The 17229-nt window shown below is 65.3% G+C and carries 14 protein-coding genes; 8 read left to right on the forward strand and 6 right to left on the reverse strand.

Annotation, left to right across the window (positions count from 1 at the left end; all coding sequences use genetic code 11):
• Window positions 1-23: 23 nt before the first annotated feature.
• The 5 genes from NVS83_RS22500 to NVS83_RS22520 all read right to left on the reverse strand — a co-directional run bounded on the left by NVS83_RS22500 (window position 24) and on the right by NVS83_RS22520 (window position 5042).
• Window positions 24-1316 carry an NAD(P)/FAD-dependent oxidoreductase gene (locus tag NVS83_RS22500; RefSeq protein WP_258741484.1) on the reverse strand — a complete coding sequence of 431 codons (1293 nt, stop codon included), beginning with the start codon at window positions 1314-1316 and terminating at the stop codon, window positions 24-26.
• Window positions 1317-1329: 13 nt separating this feature from the next.
• The gene (locus NVS83_RS22505; protein WP_258741486.1) at window positions 1330-2751 is read right to left on the reverse strand and encodes an MmgE/PrpD family protein; all 1422 of its coding nucleotides are present in this window, start codon (window positions 2749-2751) and stop codon (window positions 1330-1332) included.
• A gap of 30 nt (window positions 2752-2781) precedes the next feature.
• The gene (locus NVS83_RS22510; RefSeq protein WP_258741487.1) at window positions 2782-3501 is read right to left on the reverse strand and encodes an amino acid ABC transporter permease; all 720 of its coding nucleotides are present in this window, start codon (window positions 3499-3501) and stop codon (window positions 2782-2784) included.
• A gap of 4 nt (window positions 3502-3505) precedes the next feature.
• Window positions 3506-4177 carry an amino acid ABC transporter permease gene (locus NVS83_RS22515; RefSeq protein ID WP_258741488.1) on the reverse strand — a complete coding sequence of 224 codons (672 nt, stop codon included), beginning with the start codon at window positions 4175-4177 and terminating at the stop codon, window positions 3506-3508.
• A 73-nt stretch (window positions 4178-4250) separates the two neighbouring features.
• Window positions 4251-5042, reverse strand: coding sequence for a transporter substrate-binding domain-containing protein (locus NVS83_RS22520; protein WP_258741489.1), 792 nt, complete (start codon window positions 5040-5042; stop codon window positions 4251-4253).
• Window positions 5043-5256: 214 nt separating this feature from the next.
• On the opposite strand from NVS83_RS22520, the gene NVS83_RS22525 reads away from it, so the two are divergent.
• From NVS83_RS22525 to NVS83_RS22560, 8 genes are all read left to right on the forward strand, one after another.
• Entirely contained in the window at window positions 5257-6039 is a 783-nt protein-coding gene (locus NVS83_RS22525) for an IclR family transcriptional regulator (protein WP_258741493.1), read from the forward strand.
• Between the two features lie 754 nt (window positions 6040-6793).
• Window positions 6794-7300: an RNA polymerase sigma factor gene (locus NVS83_RS22530; protein WP_258734068.1), complete on the forward strand. Its 507-nt coding sequence runs from the start codon at window positions 6794-6796 to the stop codon at window positions 7298-7300.
• Window positions 7301-7362: 62 nt separating this feature from the next.
• Window positions 7363-8313 carry a FecR family protein gene (locus NVS83_RS22535; protein ID WP_258741494.1) on the forward strand — a complete coding sequence of 317 codons (951 nt, stop codon included), beginning with the start codon at window positions 7363-7365 and terminating at the stop codon, window positions 8311-8313.
• Window positions 8314-8453: 140 nt separating this feature from the next.
• On the forward strand, window positions 8454-10877 hold the full coding sequence (locus NVS83_RS22540; protein WP_258741495.1) for a TonB-dependent receptor: 2424 nt from the start codon (window positions 8454-8456) through the stop codon (window positions 10875-10877).
• A 19-nt stretch (window positions 10878-10896) separates the two neighbouring features.
• Window positions 10897-11814 (forward strand): ABC transporter substrate-binding protein, encoded by a 918-nt coding sequence (locus tag NVS83_RS22545; protein WP_258741496.1) that lies wholly within the window; start codon window positions 10897-10899, stop codon window positions 11812-11814.
• Entirely contained in the window at window positions 11807-13804 is a 1998-nt protein-coding gene (fhuB, locus tag NVS83_RS22550) for a Fe(3+)-hydroxamate ABC transporter permease FhuB (protein ID WP_258741498.1), read from the forward strand. Before NVS83_RS22545 ends, fhuB begins: the two co-directional genes overlap by 8 nt.
• Entirely contained in the window at window positions 13789-15468 is a 1680-nt protein-coding gene (locus NVS83_RS22555; RefSeq protein ID WP_258741499.1) for a cyclic peptide export ABC transporter, read from the forward strand. The genes fhuB and NVS83_RS22555 overlap by 16 nt, the downstream gene beginning before the upstream one ends.
• Window positions 15461-16267, forward strand: a complete 807-nt coding sequence (locus tag NVS83_RS22560) for an ABC transporter ATP-binding protein (RefSeq protein ID WP_258741500.1) — start codon at window positions 15461-15463, stop codon at window positions 16265-16267. The genes NVS83_RS22555 and NVS83_RS22560 overlap by 8 nt, the downstream gene beginning before the upstream one ends.
• A 270-nt stretch (window positions 16268-16537) precedes the next feature.
• On the opposite strand, the gene NVS83_RS22565 is transcribed toward NVS83_RS22560, so the two are convergent.
• Window positions 16538-17188 carry an ArsR/SmtB family transcription factor gene (locus NVS83_RS22565; protein WP_258741502.1) on the reverse strand — a complete coding sequence of 217 codons (651 nt, stop codon included), beginning with the start codon at window positions 17186-17188 and terminating at the stop codon, window positions 16538-16540.
• Between the last annotated feature and the right edge of the window lie 41 nt (window positions 17189-17229).

The following is a 17229-nucleotide window of genomic DNA, read 5'->3' on the forward strand; positions in this document are numbered from 1 at the left end:
CGGTCTTCCGGCCGGGACATCAGTCAGGACAGCGTGCGGTCGATCCCGTCGCGCAGATGGTACCAGGCGCTGACGATCGGCACGAACCACGGACGTTTGCTGTAGTAGGGCTCGGTGGGGAAGTCGGTCCGATCGAAGGCGCAGGGCCGGTTCGCCGTGCCCAGCAGCTTCAGCGCCGTCTGGTGCCCCAGATAGGTCATGAGAGCGACACCGTTCCCGTTGCAACCCACGGCAAAATGGATGCCCTGTTCCTCGCCCATATGGGCGACCTTGTCGAAGGTCATCGCCACCTTGCCGCGCCAGGAATGGGTGATGCGGAACTTCGAGAGCTGCGGCCACACCTGCTCCAGCTTGGCCGCTAGATTGCGGCCGGCAGCCCGCTCGTTCATGTCGTAGAAGCTCGGACGGCTGCCGAACAGGACGCGGGTCCCGTCGGGCGAGGGGCGCGTGTAATAAAGCTCGCGCTGGCTGTCGGAAATCATCCGCCGACCGGGATTGATCCGCGCCATCAGTTCCGGCGGCAGCGGCTCTGTGGCGATCTGGTAGCTGTAGACCGGGATCACCCGCTTGCGCAGCTCCGGCATGGCGGCGCCGGTATAGCCATTGGTGGCCACGATCACCTCGCGGGCGAGGATTGTGCCCCGCCCCGTGGTGACGGTGAACTGCGCACCCTCGCGCCGGATCGCGCGCACCGGCGCATGAGAGAACAGCCGCGCCCCGCAACGTCGCGCGAGGTCCCTCAGTGCGCGGGCGTACATGCCCGGGTGAAGCCCGCCATAGTCGTCGACGACGATGCCGCCATGGTAGAAATCCGTCTGCGTAATGCCGTGCTGCTCGCTCCGCGGAACGTTATGGACGGTGACCCCCGTCATCTCCTGCAGGAGTTCTCCCTGCCGGCGCAAGCGCTCATAATGCTTGGGCACATAGGCTGCGAAGTAGCGGCCGCATTTCTGGTAGCCGGCGTCGAGCTTCTCCTGGGCGATGAGATTCTCGATGTGCTGGAAAGAATCCACGGAATCGGCGAGCAGCTCGGAGACTCGCTCGCGCGCCTTGCCTCGCACGGCGCCGGTCATGACCATCTTCTGCCCGCTCGACACCATGCCGCCGCTGCGCGTGCTGGCGCCTGCGCCGAGAGCTTCGGCATCGACGACGACGACGTCCGTCCCGTTGCGGGCAAGTTCGGCGGCCGCCGACAGGCCGCTATAGCCGCTGCCGACGACCACGACATCGGCCCTGGCCGGCAGGGGCTCGAGGGCGTCCTCCGGGGGCGCCGCGTCCCACCAATAGGGATCGGTGGTGAAATTGGAGAGGTCCATGACGATGTCCTGATCAAGACGCCCGGGCTGGCACGAACGGACGCCCGCAAAGCCCGTCGAAGCCGCGGGCCGCTTCGCAAAGCGAATTGATGCCGAGCAGCGTGTCGAACAGCGCCGCTACCGCGGTGCCGAGCGGGCCTCCGGCATTGGCGACGAACTTCTCGCGAAGGCGAGTGCGGCTCAGTCGATGATCGCGGCTGCCGCTCGGCTTCTCAGCGTAGCGCTCCACGATGCGACCATCGGTGAATGTGATCCGCAGCCGGCTGGCGAGCGAGATTCCGCCACCCGTCTTCGGCAGGGACGGGTCGGGCCGCATCGCGATCCTGGCCATGAGGGCCCGGACGGCCGGATCGTTGACCAGCCCGTCACTGAATTCGGCAAGTCCCAGCCTGCCGCGCAGAAGGCCGACGGCCAGGCAGTAGGGCATGCTGAACTTGCCTTCGAGCGCTGTGCGGGCCGCGTCGTGAATCAGGATGCGTGGCGCGGCCTCGTCGACGTCGACCTCGATGCGGCGGATCGATTCCGGCTCCAAAGGCCCCTGCGCTATCAGTTCGAAGAGCGAATCCAGTGCCGTGTGGGTGCAGGTACAGCAGGGATAGGCCTTGATCGTGAGACCCGGGCGGTCGAACAGCCAGGGTCGACCGAACCCGACGACACTCTCCTCGCTCCCTGGCACTCCGCCGAATACGGTCACGAAGCCAAGCGGACCGAATAGGCTGCCCTCCGACGAGGACACGCCGTCGCGCGCCAGCTCTGCCGCCATTACCCCGCCCCGGGCGGCGTTTCCCGATTGCAGCGCCTTGGTGTCGCTACCGAAATTACTGCGCAGGCCACCGGCCAGCGAGGCAGCCATGCCGAGGGCGTGGCGCATCGCGCGCGCGTCCAAGTTCAACACGACGCCGGCAGCCGCTGCGGCGCCGAGAGCCCCGAGCGTCGCTGTCGCATGGAAGCCGCGCGTATAGTGCGACGGGTTGAGCAGCGGGCCCAGCCGCATGATGAGCTCCACGCCGGCAACATAGGCTTCCACGAGCCGTGCCCCCGACGCCGGAACGATGTCGGCAGCCGCGGCCGCGGCGCTGAGCGCCGTCACCGTCGGATGGGCGAACGACAGTTCCGCTTCGTCGTCGTCGAAGTCGTCGATGTGTCCGGCGACGGCATTCAGGAACGCCGCGTCGCGCGCCGGCAGGAAACCCTCTTCGCCCCAGACGCGAGCGAAACCCGGCTCGGGCTCGCGGCGCGGACGGAGGTAGCGCAGCAGCTGCGCAAAGGCTCCGGAGCGCGCGCCCGCTGCCGCCACGCCTGCGAAATCCGCGATGTGCTCGCTCGCAAGGTTGCGGATATCGGCCGGCACGTCGGCGGAGCGCTCGACCACGGCTGTGGCGAGCAGGTTCTCGAGATGGACAGGATCGGGGGAGGTGGCACGTTTACGGGGCATGGCACGTTCGATTGGGTGCAAGGACGGGCTTCATCCGCGCGGCATGAGCCGGAGGCGGGAAAGACGTGGCTTGGCGCTGGATGAGGGCTGCTCGTGCCGGCTCAGCACCGCTTCCATCCGCGCGCTGGCGAGAGAAAGGGCGAAGCAGATCACGAAGTAGACGACAAGGACGGCTGCATAGAGGGTGAAGGGCGAGAGCCCACCCTCCATGATGGTCGTGCGCTCGATCACGATTTGCGCGCTGCGGAGCAGTTCGCGGACACCGATCAGCGCACCGATCGAGGTCGCCTGCACGAGCTGGGTCACGAGGCCGAGATACGGAGGCAGGATCGGCCGCAATGCCTGCGGAAGGATAACGAGGCGCAGCGCCTGGAACCGGTGGAGGCCCAGCGCCGCGCAGGCTTCGCGCTGACCGCTGGAGACGGCCTGGATGCCGGCGCGAATGATGATGGCGCCGTTGGCCCCACCCCAGGCCCCAAGACCCGCGACCGTGGCCTCGAACGGATCGAGCGCGATGCCGATGGTCGGGGCGACGAAGTAGATCATCATCACCGTCACGAACAGCGGGATGTCGCGCATGATCTCGACCAGTATGCGTGCGGGCACCCGCAGGAGGGCCGAACGGAAGAGCATGCCGGCGGCCAGGAGCGTCGCCACCGCTGTCGCCGCAATCAGGACGCAGAAGGTGAGGGCCAGCGTCATGACGAGCCCCTGCGCCAGAATTTCCTGATTCACGAAGATCACGTGCATCACGTCACCGCGCGGTGAAAGGGCGTTGCAGGTATGATTCAAGCAAGGCGGCGCCGGCCGACATCGCCAGTACGATGACGAGGTAGAACACGCAGATCGCCGCGAAGAGCTCGATCGTCCGGAATTCCAGCGCGATCCGGTCGATCGCCACGAACGTCATCTCCGCAAGCCCGATCGCCTGCAGGTAGGACGAGTTCTTCAGCATGGCGATGCTCGTATTGACCATCGACGGCACGGCGGTGCGCAGGGCGATCGGCAGCGCGATCAGGACGGCGTAGTGCCATGACCGCATCCCTAGAGCGCCTGAGGCCTCCTTGACGCCGGCCGACACACCGAGATAGCCGGCGCGGAAGCTTTCCAGGTGATACGCGCCGCCCCAGACCGCGAGGCAGATGACACCCGACCAGAAGGCGGAGAAGCGCATCCCGATCGCCGGCAGGCCGTAGAAAATGAAGAACAGCTGAACCAGAAGCGGCGTATTGCGGATGAAGGCGACATAGGCCCGCGCCGGCCAGACGAGCGCCTTGCGTCCGGAGAGACGCATGGTCGCGCCGAGCGCGCCAATGGCCAGGGACAGGGCAATTCCGAGCGTGCTGACGATCAGCGTCATCTCCAGTCCCCGCAGCAGCGCGGGGAGCGTGTCATAGAGATACGCCCAGTCGAAGAAGTCGGTCATGCGGCGTCGCCTTGGGTTAAGGGACGGAGCCGGCCGCCGCATGGACGACCGGCGGGCTGTGGAAGAACCTGACCTACTTCTTCGGCGGATCCGTCTCGTAGAACTTGATGACTTCCTTACGGACCATTGGATCGGAGACGACCTCCGGCACCACCTTGGAATAGAACTTCTCGTCCCTGAGCTTGGTGATCTGGGCGTCGAGATACGCCTTCCATTCCGGCTCGTTCTTGCGGATGCCCGCGCCGATGTAGCTGACGTCAAATACCTCCTGCTCGGGCAGGATTTCGAGATCGTCATTGGCCGAGAGAATGGAGAACAGCACCGAGGTGTCGCCCGTGTAGCCGTCGGCGCGGCCCTGCCGCACGGCCTGCAGCGCCTCCGCGACCGTGTTCAGACGCAGGGTCTGGACCTGCGGCATGTTCTTCTCCAGCCAGGCGGCCTGCGAGGCTCCCTTGATGACGGAGATGGTCTTGCCGTTGAAATCGGCCAGCGACTTCGCCTTGCCGCCCTTGAGCTGGACCACGCCGCTGGCGCCCCAGGCATAGGGAGTGGTGAAGTCTATGACCTTCTGCCGGGCGGGATAGATTCCAAGAGTGGCGATGATGACATCGACCTTCTTGCCGTTCAGGGCGGGTATGCGTGCCTCGGAGGTCACGCACTGCATGTCCGCCTTGTCGGGCGAGCCGAAGGCGATTTCGGCGATCCGCTTCGCCATCTCCACCTCGATGCCGGCAAACTTGCCCTGTGCATCGAGAAAGCCGGACGGCGGGTAGTCGCACTTCACGCCGACCCGAAGCACGCCCTGGCTCTTGATGTAGTCGGGAAGCGCCGGCTCGGCGGCCTTTGCCACCGTGAGTCCGGTCATGAAGGCAAGAACAGAAACCGCAAGCAGGCGGCCTCGGCCGCCGGAGCTGTGTACGCGCATGACGATCCCCTCGATCGATGTGAGCGCCGCCGATGTCTTCATCGTTCACGACCCTGAAATCTTGCGTGGGCCTTTCCGTGTCGTCAATAAAATTCCGCATAATGATTGAAACTTATATATTTATTCCATTATATGGAAATTTATGGAGGAAACGATGAAGAAACAGAACGGATCTCAGGCGCTGGAGCGTGGCCTCGGCATTCTGGAAGCCGTCGCCGAAGCGCCTCCTGAAGGCCTGCGCCTGACGGAGATCGCCGCCATGTGCGAACTTGAGCAGCCGACCGCGCATCGCCTGGTCGCCGCACTCGAGCGCGCCGGCTATCTCGCTCGCGTCGGCGACAGTCGACGGTTGCGCCTCGGTCTGCGGCTGTTCCAGCTCGGCTCTATCGGTGGCGAAGCCGGCGGCCTTGCCGACGTGGCGCGTCCGGCCCTGATCCGGCTCGCGGCGGCCACCGGCGACTGCATGTTCCTGATGGTTCGTTCCGGGCTCGACGCGGTCTGCCTCGACCGGCAGGACGCCACCTACACCATCCATAGCCTGACCGGACACGTGGGCGGTGCCACGCCGCTCGGGCTTGGCACCGGCAGCATGACGATCCTCGCCCATCTTCCCGAAGCCGAGCGCCACGAGGTCCGGGAGGCAAATCGCGAGCGCATCCGTGCTCTCCGGCACGACGTGCCGTCCGAGGCCGAACTCGCCCTCGTGCGCGATCGGGGCTTCTACCGGGAGGTCAACCGCTCGGTCGCCGGGATAGTCGGTGCGGCCGTGCCGATCCTCACACCCCGCAGGCGTCCGATCGCCGCCATCGCCATCGGCGCCACGGAGGCCCGGCTGCCCGATGAACGGCTACCGGCCGTTATCGAAATGATGGAGATTGAGGCGCGCCGGATCGAGGCCGAGCTGAAGGCCTCCCCCTCCGTCCTTGCCTCATCCTGATCTGCCAGCTTGCCTCGCTCCCCCAATGAAAAGCGATTCCAAGCGCGCGCCCTTCTGGCTGTTTGCCTTCCACAACGGTCGTTGCTGCCGATATCGCGTAGCACCTGAATGAACGCACATGAAGCAGCCAGTGGCTTGGAATACTGGTTGCTGCCAGCCGCCAGGCGCTTCGAGGTGGGCAACGACAGCTACCTCGGAGCGGCGGTTGTCGAACCGGCTCTCGATCTGCTGCTGAGAAGCGGGAATGCCAACGTAAAGGCACAATCGCTTGCTTTGCAGCGTCTCGGGCACTGTCTCGCGAGCAGAGCTGGCGTTCTGTTTGCTTCGAAGCTTGAAGCATTGTCGGCCTCATGCCGAGTACCCCACGGTACTTTCGATCTCGTATGGCCACGCAGGAGCTCGCGACGATCGTTTCTCAAGTTTGGTCAAAGAGTCTGCCCTAACCTCGCAACACCCGCCGCAGACCCTTCAGGCGATCAATGATGACCATTGCGGCGGCCGAAATGAGGATCGGTGAACTTGCGAGTGCTGCGCCGAAGGCGTCGTATTGGAACTTGATATAGGAGAACAGCTCTACCGGGAGCGGGCTTCTCGCCGGCGCGTCGGAAGCGGAAGTTTCCTTGCAGGCCCTCTCCCATCGACGCAGTGCCCGCTAGCTTAGAATATATTTAAATCATTGAGATTGCGTCGATATTCTCTCTCGCTGTAGAGATCAACCGTACGGTATCTTCAACTCCGAACGGTCTGCTGGCCCATGACGACGACATTCCTGCAAGCGCTCCACAGGATGGAGGAAGGTCGCCTCAAGCGCTTCTTCCAGCGCCGGCTGCGCAATCGGGAGGACGCGGCCGACGCGACGCAGGAAACGTTCCTGAGGATGATCGAGGTGCCGCAAAGCACCATCATCGAGAACCCCCAAGCCTATCTGTTCCAGGTGGCAAAATCTGTTGCACGCGCGGCCTCTGCCCGGCGGGCCGCCGAGACGGGACTTTTCGTGCCGGAAGAAGCGGGCTGCGTGTCCGCGGACGACACGCCCGGACCGGAGCGCATCGTCCTTGGCCGGCAACAGCTGTTGCTCATGGCGAAGGCGATCGAGCAATTGCCGAACCGCTGCCAGGAGGTCTTCATCCTCAGCCGCCTGCACGGCCTTGCCAATGGCGAAATCGCCGTGCGCCTCGGCATTTCGCGCAACATGGTGGAAAAGCACATCATCCGCGCGCTGCTGCATTGCCGAAAAGTGCGCGCCGAGATTTTTTTCTGAGCGACGTCAGGTCATAAGCTGCGCTTCGACTCCAGTCCGATAGGACGCCGCCAGGGCTGCCGATGGCGAACAAGGCGAAACAGACCGAGGACGGACGGCGGACGGAAGAGGCTGCGGGATGGGTCGCGCGCCTCCAGTCGCGCGACGCGACGGATCAGGATCGCCGCGACTTTCGCGCGTGGCTCGCCAGGAACCCCGCCAATGCCGCCGCCTATGAGGAATTGCAGAGCCTGTGGGGCGACCTCAGAGCGGTACCGATCGGGAAGGACCGGCTGAAGAAGCTGCGCCTGTCCCGGCGCGCGATTGCCGGCAACATCCTCGCCTTCGGGCTGATCGCGGTGCTGGCGACGACGCTCTACCACCTGGGTTTCGTCGACCGGCTGCGCGCCGATCACTACACGTCGGTCGGCGAGGTCGGCCATTTCACGCTCGCGGACGGCACCCGTGTCGACCTGAACACCGACAGCGCCATAAGGATTATGTATTCACCGGCGGAGCGCCGGATCGAATTGCTGCGCGGAGAAGCCTTCTTCGATGTGGCAAAGAATCCCGCCCGCCCATTCGTCGTCGAGGACAACATCCTCAGCGCCACCGCGCTTGGCACGCGCTACGGCGTGCGCCGCGACGATGGCGGCGGCAGCGATGTGCAGGTCGAGGAAGGGCGCGTCGAGGTCACCTCGGCCCGTTCGCAGGTCGCGCTGGGAGCCGGAGACGTAGCGCGCGTGAACCGGGACGGGGCGCTGGATATCGGCACCGCCGACGTCTCCAGCCGGGTCGCCTGGCGCGAAGGAAAGCTGGTTTTCTCTGACCAGCCTCTGCGCGAGGTACTCGCCACGCTGGAGCGCTACCGGCATGGCCGTATCGTGGTCCTCGATGAGGCGGCCGCTGAGCGCCGGGTCTCAGGCATTTTCGACCTGAGGGATACTGATGAGGCCCTTGCCGTGCTGGAATCGAGCCTGCCCGTCACCATCGCTCATCTGACAGGGATGATGGTGGTGGTGCGCTCGCGCTGACGCAATTATTTCGAGTCCGACGTCAGGAGGCACCCGCCCGATCGACTCTAACCCATCGAGAGAATGTCGCCACGGAGCGGCATCCGACGGGACACGGGGATTGGGGATCGAGAATGCGGGTTGAAGAGACGACGGCAAGCATGCGTCGCATGATCGTGGGCGCGGGACTGGCGGGAATTTCCCTGCTGGCGTGCGCGACGGCGCTGCAGGCCCAGACCACACCGGCTCCCGCTCCCGCCGCGGCGGCCCGTATACCGATCACGGTGCCGGCCGGCCCGCTTGAGAGCGGGCTGCTCAGCCTCGCGAGGCAGGCCAATCTCCGGCTGCTCTATCCAAGCTCGCTGACGGTCGGCCGAGGCACGCCGGGCGTCAGCGGCCAGTTGTCGCCCGACCAGGCAGTCGCCCGCCTTCTGGAAGGCACCGGGCTGGGCTACAGTTTCACGAGCCCGAACACCGTCCGGATCTTCGATCCGACAGCGCGGAACGGCAGCGAGACGGGCGCACCCGCCGGAGGCGGCATCGCGCTCGATACGATCACGGTGGATGGAGAAGGCGGACTGCCGGCTCCCTATGCCGGTGGTCAGGTCGCGGTGGCGAGCCGGCTCGGCATCCTCGGCAACCGCGACTTCATGGACGCGCCATTCAATGTGGTGACCTACACGTCCGAGACTATCAAGGATCAACAGGCGCGCAGCGTCGCCGACGTGACGGAAAACGACCCGTCCGTGCGCGCCACCTGGGCGGACGCCAGCTATTCCAACCAGTTCTACATTCGCGGGTTTCCGCTCGCCAATGCGGATATTTCCGTCAATGGCCTCTATGGCCTCGTCCCCTACCAGATGGCCGGCACATCCTGGGTGGAGCGGCTGGAGGTTCTTAAGGGGCCGGGCTCGATGCTGACCGGAATGCCGCCCCAGGGCAGCATCGGCGGCACCATCAATCTCACCACCAAGCGCGCCGGCGACGATCCGCTCACTCAGTTCACGCTGGGCTATATCTCGGACAGCCAGTTCGGCGGCAAGTTCGACGTTTCCCGTCGCTTCGGCGACGAGAAGCAGTTCGGCGTCCGCATCAATGGCTCCTACAGCAATGGCGACGCACCGGTCGACGGCCAGTCGAACGAACTGGGCGAGGTAGCGCTCGGGCTCGATTATCGCGGCGAGCGGGTGCGGCTGTCGGCAGACCTGATCTATCAGAAGAACTATGCGGACAATCCGGTTCGGCCCGTCTATCTGCGGGCAGGCGCGGTTCCTGTCCCGCAGGCGCCCGATGCCTCGACCAATCTCGGCCAGGACTGGTTCTATGCCGATGGCGAGGATATTCTCGGCATCGTGCGGGGCGAGGTCGACATCACCGACAACGTCACCGCCTACGCAACTGTCGGTGCGCGCCGGAACGATTTCCTCGGCCTCTACAATTTCATCTATCTCACCGACCCGGTCGGCAATTTCACCGCCAATGTCTATCTGCAGCCCACCTATGTCGACACGCTCACCGGCGAGGCCGGCGTGCGCGCCAACTTGGATACCGGAGCCATTCGCCACGAACTGACGGTCAGCGCTAGCGGCGTTCACAATGAGATGGGAGTGGTGGCGCCGGTGGTGGCTACATACTCGTCGAACATCTACGCACCGACGCCCTTCGCGGAGCCCGATCTCAGCGGTTATGCGACCAGCGCTCCGAAGACCAGCGAGGCAACGCTGACCAGCCTCGCCATCGCCGACAGCCTCTATGCGTTCGATGATCGCGTGCAGCTCATCCTCGGTGCTCGCTACCAGAACGTGGTGCAGGAGGGTTGGAACGGGACGACGGGCCTGCAGACCGCCGATTACGACGAAAGCGCGGTCACGCCGGCGGTGGGCCTGGTGCTGAAGCCCTGGCAGAACGTCTCCCTCTACGCCAATTACATCGAGGGCCTGAGCCAGGGGCCGGTCGCGCCGGCGGGCTCCGCTAATGTCGGCGAGGCCTTCGCGCCCCTCAAGTCGAAGCAGATGGAAGCCGGCGTGAAAGTCGACTTCGGCCAGTTCGCCACCACGCTCAGTGTCTTCCAGATCGAGCAGCCAAGTGGCGTGCTGGATACCGCGACCAACATCTACAGCATCGATGGTGAGGTGAGGAACCGCGGCGTCGAGTTCAACGTGTTCGGCGAGATCACGCCCTCGGTGCGCGTGCTGGGCGGCGTGACCTTTATGGACGGCGTCCAGACGGAGACGGCGAACGGCGCCTATGACGGCAACGCGGCCATCGGCGTACCGGACGTGCAGCTCAATCTCGGTGCGGAATGGGATACGCCCTTCATCGAAGGACTGACCCTGACCGGCCGGCTGATCTACACCTCCTCGCAATATGCCAGCCTCGACAACGTGCAGAGCATTCCCGACTGGACACGCGTCGACCTCGGCGCGCGCTACACCTTCGAGAGGGCAAACGGCAAGCCGGTGACGATCCGCGCCAGCGTCGAGAATGTCTTCGACGAGAGCTACTGGGCGGCTGCGTCCTCCTCGTTCGGCCTTGCCCGTGGCGCGCCGCGTACTGTGCTGTTGTCGACGACCTTCGATTTCTGACGTGGAACGCCCGGCGAGCATGCGCGTGTCCGGTCGCAGGATCGGAATCGATCGTCGGCGCTTCCTCGCCGGTGCGGCGCTGCTATGTGCGCCGGCGGGCAACGCTGCGGCAAACGCCGCGCCGCGCCCTGCGGCCGTTGATTGGGCGGCGGCTGAATGCCTGCTAGCGCTGCGCGTCGCGCCCATCGCGATCGCCGACATCGCCACCTATCGGCAATGGCTGCCTGAGTTCCAACCGCCCCTCAACGTCCGCGATCTCGGAGCGCGTACAGAGCCCAATCTGGAGTTGCTCGCCGAACTCGTGCCCGACCGCATCTTCATCTCAAACTGGCAGGGCGGCCTCGCGGCTTTGCTCCAGCGGATCGCACCGGTCGAGGTCGTGACCATCATCGATGCGCGTACCGACGCCATGGACAATGCCCGCGAGGCCTTCACCCGGATTGCATCAGCGACCGGACGGCAGGAGGCCGCGTCCTCCTGTCTCTCGGCATTCGACGCTGCCCTCGCGGAGTCGAGCGGGGCTCTGGCTCGGGTGGCATCGCGACCTGTCTATGTCGGTGTGCTGCATGAGAATGGCACGCAGCTCTTTCTCTATGGCAAGGGGAGCTGGGTGCATTCACTGATGCTCCGGCTCGGCCTGCGCAATGCCCTGACGTCGCCGACATCGGCCTTCGGCAACGCGCTGGTCGACATTGCGGAGCTTGCCGCCGTTCCAGATGCCGTCCTTCTGTATCTCGACCAGGGCGCACGCACCCGGCGCGCCGAGCGGGAACTGCGGGCCAGCACGCTATGGCAGGGCCTGCCGATGGTGAAGGAAGGACGCGCGCGCACCATTCCAGCCTTCTATGCGCTGGGGGGCGTCCCCTCGATCTGGCGGACCATGCGCCTGCTCGTGGCCGCTCTGGCTAATGCGCCGACTGGCCGCGGCGATGGTTGAGAAGAAATCGGGCAGCGGCTCCCGTCGCGTCGGTGGGCCGGGCGTCCTCGTGTTTTTCCTCGCCCTCGCGGGCGCCGTGACGAGCGCCCACGCACTATCAGGCCTCCTGCCGCCCCGCCTATGGTGGCAGGCCGTCGCCGATACGAATGGCGATGTGCCGATGCTGATCTTCACGCATGCCGCGCTGCCACGCATCGTCATCGCGTGGTGTGCAGGCGCGGCATTGGGGCTCGCCGGCGTGCTGCTGCAGACCGGCCTGCGCAACCCCATGGCCGACACGACGACGCTCGGCACGGCGTCGGGTGCCTATCTCGCTCTCGCCGTCTGTTCGGTCTATGCGCCGAACCTTCTCGACCACGGCCAGGGCTGGGTCGCGCTCGCAGGTTCGGCAACGGCTGGCGCGATCGTGCTCGCCATCGGGCGCGGGGCCGGCTTCATGCCGGTCACGGTCATCCTGGCCGGCCTCACGCTGAACCTCCTCTGCGGATCGCTCGGGGCCGCGCTCACCATCCTGAACCATGAGACGCTGAACCCGCTTTTCGTCTGGCAAAGCGGCTCACTGGCGCAGAATGGATGGGGCAGTGCCGCCACGCTGCTTCCGCTGGTCGCGCTGGGGGGGATGATCACCGCGCTCATCGCGCGCCCGCTCGCCAATCTCCACCTCGGCGACGAGCATGCCCGCAGCGTCGGCGTTCCGGCCGGTGCGATCCGGCTGATGGCCCTCGGGCTGGCGATCGCGCTCGGCGCCTTTACCGTCAGTGCCGTCGGCGTAATCGGCTTCATCGGACTTGCTGCAGGTCACCTCGCGCGCCACACAGGTGCCCGAACGCTCGCGCAGAGGCTGCTCTGGGCCCCCGCGATCGGCGCTGCACTGCTCTGGTCGATCGACCAGGTCGTCCAGCAAGCCGGCACCCTTCGCAGCGGGCTGCCGACCGGCAGCGCGGCGGCGCTCGTCGGTGCACCTTTGCTGCTGTGGATCATGATGCGGCTGCGCCATGCCGAGGTCACCCCGCCGCGCCGTGTTCTGGAGGATGGCTTCCGCACGCGGCGTCCTCCCGCCGTTGCCGGCCTGCTGGTCGGCCTGCTCTGTACCGCCTGCGTGCTGGCGCTGGTCTTCGGCCGGAATGCGGACGGCTGGGGCTTCCTCAGCCTGGCGACCGCACCGGACGTTCTCATATGGCGTGCGCCGCGCGTCGTGGCCGCGCTCGCCGCCGGTGTGCTTCTGGCCGTCGCTGGAACCCTGATGCAGCGCATGACCGGCAATCCGATGGCCAGCCCGGAGATGCTGGGCATCTCCTCCGGCGCCGCCTTGGGCGTCATCGTCCTGCTTTATGCCCTGCCGGGGTTTCACCGGCCCGCAATGATGCTGGCGGCGTTCGCCGGCGCTGCGGCCACACTGGGTGTCATCGTCGCGATCAACTGGCGCTGGCACTTCGCGCCGGAGCGCCTGCTGCTCGCCGGCGTCGCGCTTGCCACGCTGTTCAGCGGCGTCGCCGCGATGCTGCTGATGGGAGGAGATCCGCGCACCGCTATGCTGTTGGCCTGGATGTCCGGCTCGACCTATTGGGTCACCGCACCTGAGGCGTCGATGGCGATCGCGCTGGCGCTGGCGACGTTCCTCGCCGCGATGCTGAGCTTACGCTGGCTGGAGCTTCTGCCGCTGGGAGCGACGGCTCGCTCGCTCGGCGTGGATGCCGCGCGAAGCCGCCTCGTGCTGCTCGCCATCGTCGCCGCAGCGACCGCTTCGGCCACTCTCGTCGTCGGACCGCTGAGCTTCATCGGCCTGATGGCCCCCCACATTGCACAGCGCATCGGCATGAAGCGCGCGCTTCATCAGCTCGTTGCCGCTGCCGCCATTGGCGGCTCGCTGCTGCTGGCGGCGGACTGGGCCGGACGTACGCTGCTGTTCCCCTGGCAGATGCCGGAGGGATTGGTCAGTGCGGTGTTCGGCGGGCCGCTCTTCCTGTTCCTGCTGTGGGCACGCCGATGACACCTATCGCCTCGCGCCCGCTGCTCGGCAGCGCCATCCGCCTGTTGCGGCCATTCTGGCGTCTGGCGCTGGCGGCGACGCTTAGCGGGATGGCGAGCGGCCTCGCGACCGCATGGTTGCTCGCGAGCATCAACGACACGCTGCATTCCGACCAGGGTGCCACGCCAGCCCTGCTGCTCGGTTTCGCCGGCCTCTGTCTCGTCACCGTGGCCGGCGAGGTCGCCTCCGATCTCGGCAACAGCTATGTCGGCCAGCAGGCCGTAGCAGTGCTGCGCACCGAACTCACCGACCGCATCCTGAGCGCGCCCATCGACCGGATCGACCGCTTCCGCACGCATCGCATCACCGCTGTGCTCAACCATGACGTCGAGGTGCTCAGCAATTTCACCTTCGCCTTCTCCAGCCTGGCGATCGCCTTCGCGGTGACGCTGGGCGGCCTCGCCTATCTCCTCGTTCTGTCGCCCCTTATGTCGCTGGTCGCTGCGGTCGCGCTGGCGCTCGGGATGACCGTGCATATGCGGGCGCGCAGCAGGGGACGCGCCGGCTTCGATGCCGCGCGGCGCCTGCAGGATGAGCTGCAGCAGCAGTATCGTGCGATCTCCGAGGGAGCGAAGGAGCTGCGGATCAGCCGTCCGCGCCGCCTCCACATGCGCGCGGTGCGGCTCGGCGGCACCATTGCCGGCATACGCGATCTGCGCATCCGGGCAATGCGGACCTACATGTCGGCCAACGCCTTCGGCTCGATCCTGTTCCTGCTCGTCATCGGCCTCCTGCTCGCCCTGCAGTCCCGCTTGGCAATTCCCGCCGAAGTGCTCTCCGGCTTCGTGCTCGTGCTGCTCTACATCAAGGGGCCGCTGCAGCAGCTAGTCGCCGCGCTGCCGGCGATCGGCCAGGCGCAGGTCGCGCTCCACAACATCGCCGCTCTCGAACGGGCTTTCGCCAACCCGGAAGACGGATTGCTCGAGCCCGTAAAGTCCATCCCGGCAATGAGGAGGATCGAGCTTGTGGGAGTCACCTATGGCTTTCCGCCGGAGGGCGGCGTGTCCTTCCATCTCGGGCCGGTCGACCTCACCCTCGATACGGGCGAAATCCTGTTCATCGTCGGGGAGAACGGCTCGGGAAAGACCACGCTGGTAAAGCTGCTGCTCGGGCTCTACGAGCCGCGCGAGGGGATCATTCGTGTAGACGGAAGGGAGGTAACGGCAGCAAGCCGCGACGACTATCGCCAGCTCTTTTCCACCGTGTTCGCCGACTACTTCCTCTTCGACGAGGTGATCGAGCCCGTCGACGAGCGCGATATGGCGCGCCACCTTCAGCGGCTGGAGCTTGTCGGCAAGCTGGCGATCCGCGAGGGCCGCTTCACGACGACGGACCTCTCGACCGGCCAGCGCAAGCGGCTCGCCCTGCTGCTGGCCTATCTGGAACAGCGCCCGGTCGTCGTCTTCGACGAATGGGCTGCCGATCAGGACCCCGCCTTCCGCCGCATCTTCTACGCCGAGCTACTCGGACAACTGCGCGCGCAGGGCAAGACGGTGGTCGTGATAAGCCATGACGACCGTTATTTCCGCTTCGCCGACCGTCTCGTGCTCATGAAGGAGGGACGCATCGTCGAGATCCGGCACGGCGAAGAAGTCATTGGCATTCCGGAGCACGGTCATGCCTGATCCGTCATCCCTCTCGCCTTCCGGCACCCCCTTGTTCGAGATCGCGGACCTGTCGTGCCGCATGGGTGAGCGCACGCTGCTGGACTCGTTGACCTTGCAGCTTCCGGCGCAGCGGCTCATCGGGCTGGTCGGCCACAATGGATCCGGCAAGTCGACGCTGCTGAAGATACTCGCGCGCCAGCAGGCGGCATCGACCGGCGAGGTCCATTTCGCCGGCACGCCGCTCGCCCGGTGGCGAGACCGTCCGTTCGCCCGAAAGGTCGGCTACCTGCCGCAGCAGCCCCCTCCGGCTCCAGGCCTGCTTGTCAAGGAACTGGTCGGGCTGGGGCGCTATCCCTGGCACGGACCGCTCGGACCCTTCCGCGAGGCCGACCGTGCCCTTGTCGACGAAGCGCTCGCCCTGGCCGATGTCGTGCAGCTCGCCGACAGGCTGGTCGACTCGCTCTCGGGTGGGGAGCGCCAGCGTGCCTGGTTGGCGATGTTGGTCGCCCAGGACACCGAATGCCTGCTGCTCGACGAGCCGATCGCGGCGCTCGACCTTGCGCATCAGATCGATGTGCTGGCCCTCGTACAGAACCTCTGTCGTTCACGCGGGATCGGAGCGCTTGTCGTTCTCCACGACATCAACCTGGCCGCCCGCTTTTGCGAGGAGATCCTGGCATTGCGCGCCGGCCGGCTCATCGCTCGCGGCACGCCGGAGGAGATGCTGACGCCGGAACGGCTGCTTACAATCTTCGGTCTCCAGATGGACGTGCTGGTAAATCCGGCGAACGGGCAGCGCATTGCGACGGCACGGTGAGGGGTAGGTAGATAGTCTTTCTGGACTGCGCGCCAGGAGTGGGCTCTTATGTGCCCCCTGGAACCAGACATTTCGGCACGTGCCGTCCTTCTTTATTTCCTTTGACCTTGCCCCTAAAGTCCCCTCCGACGTACTCCGCTCGGGCAATACTCAATTCTGAACGGAATCAGTCAAATGCGTCAGCTATTTGATTGGATCCCCAATGTAGGCCGGAACCAGCTTGATTGCCGCTACCGGATGTGTGCAAGAGAAGATCCGGATGCCGGATCTTCAGGCTAGCGGCAGTCCAGAGGCTCTCCATTGTGGCAACCCGTCCGCGAAGCGCCTTGCTTGATAGCCGTGCATCGTCAGCATCTGCACGGCCTGAATGGACAGAACACAGTTCGGACCGCGGCAATAGGCGATGATCTCATAATCGGAGCGGAGCTCATTCATCCGACCCAGCAATTCATCCAATGGAATATGCGTGGCGCCCATGATATGCCCTAACGCAAACTCTTCCTCACTACGTACATCAAGAAGAGTAATCTGTTGCGCGTCGAGCATTTGAAGCAGGTCGCCGCGCGAAACGGTTTCAAGCCTGTCCGGATCGGCGAGGCGATTGGCGATTCCCTGTCTGTGCATTGCCTGGGAGTGGTCAGCGTAGCGCTGGAGCGCCGTGACGATCTCAATGACCGAATTTCCGCTCAGGCGATAGAGTATTTTTTTACCGCTGCGTCGTGTCTCTACGAAACCGGCGCGGCGCAAGAGTTGCAGGTGCTGGGACGCGTTCGCAACGGACAGGCCAGAAAGCTCGGCGAGGCGCTCCACCGCCCTCTCTCCCTGTGCAATATGCTCGAGCAGTAACAGGCGATGCGCATGCCCAAGGGTCTTCGCAAACTCGGCGAGCTCTTTAAAGCGATTATCATCGCGGTCACTCATGTGAAACTCATTGAATATTTGTAGAGTCGAGCATGATAAGA

Source organism: Ancylobacter mangrovi, assembly GCF_024752335.1.
GTDB lineage: Bacteria > Pseudomonadota > Alphaproteobacteria > Rhizobiales > Xanthobacteraceae > Ancylobacter > Ancylobacter mangrovi.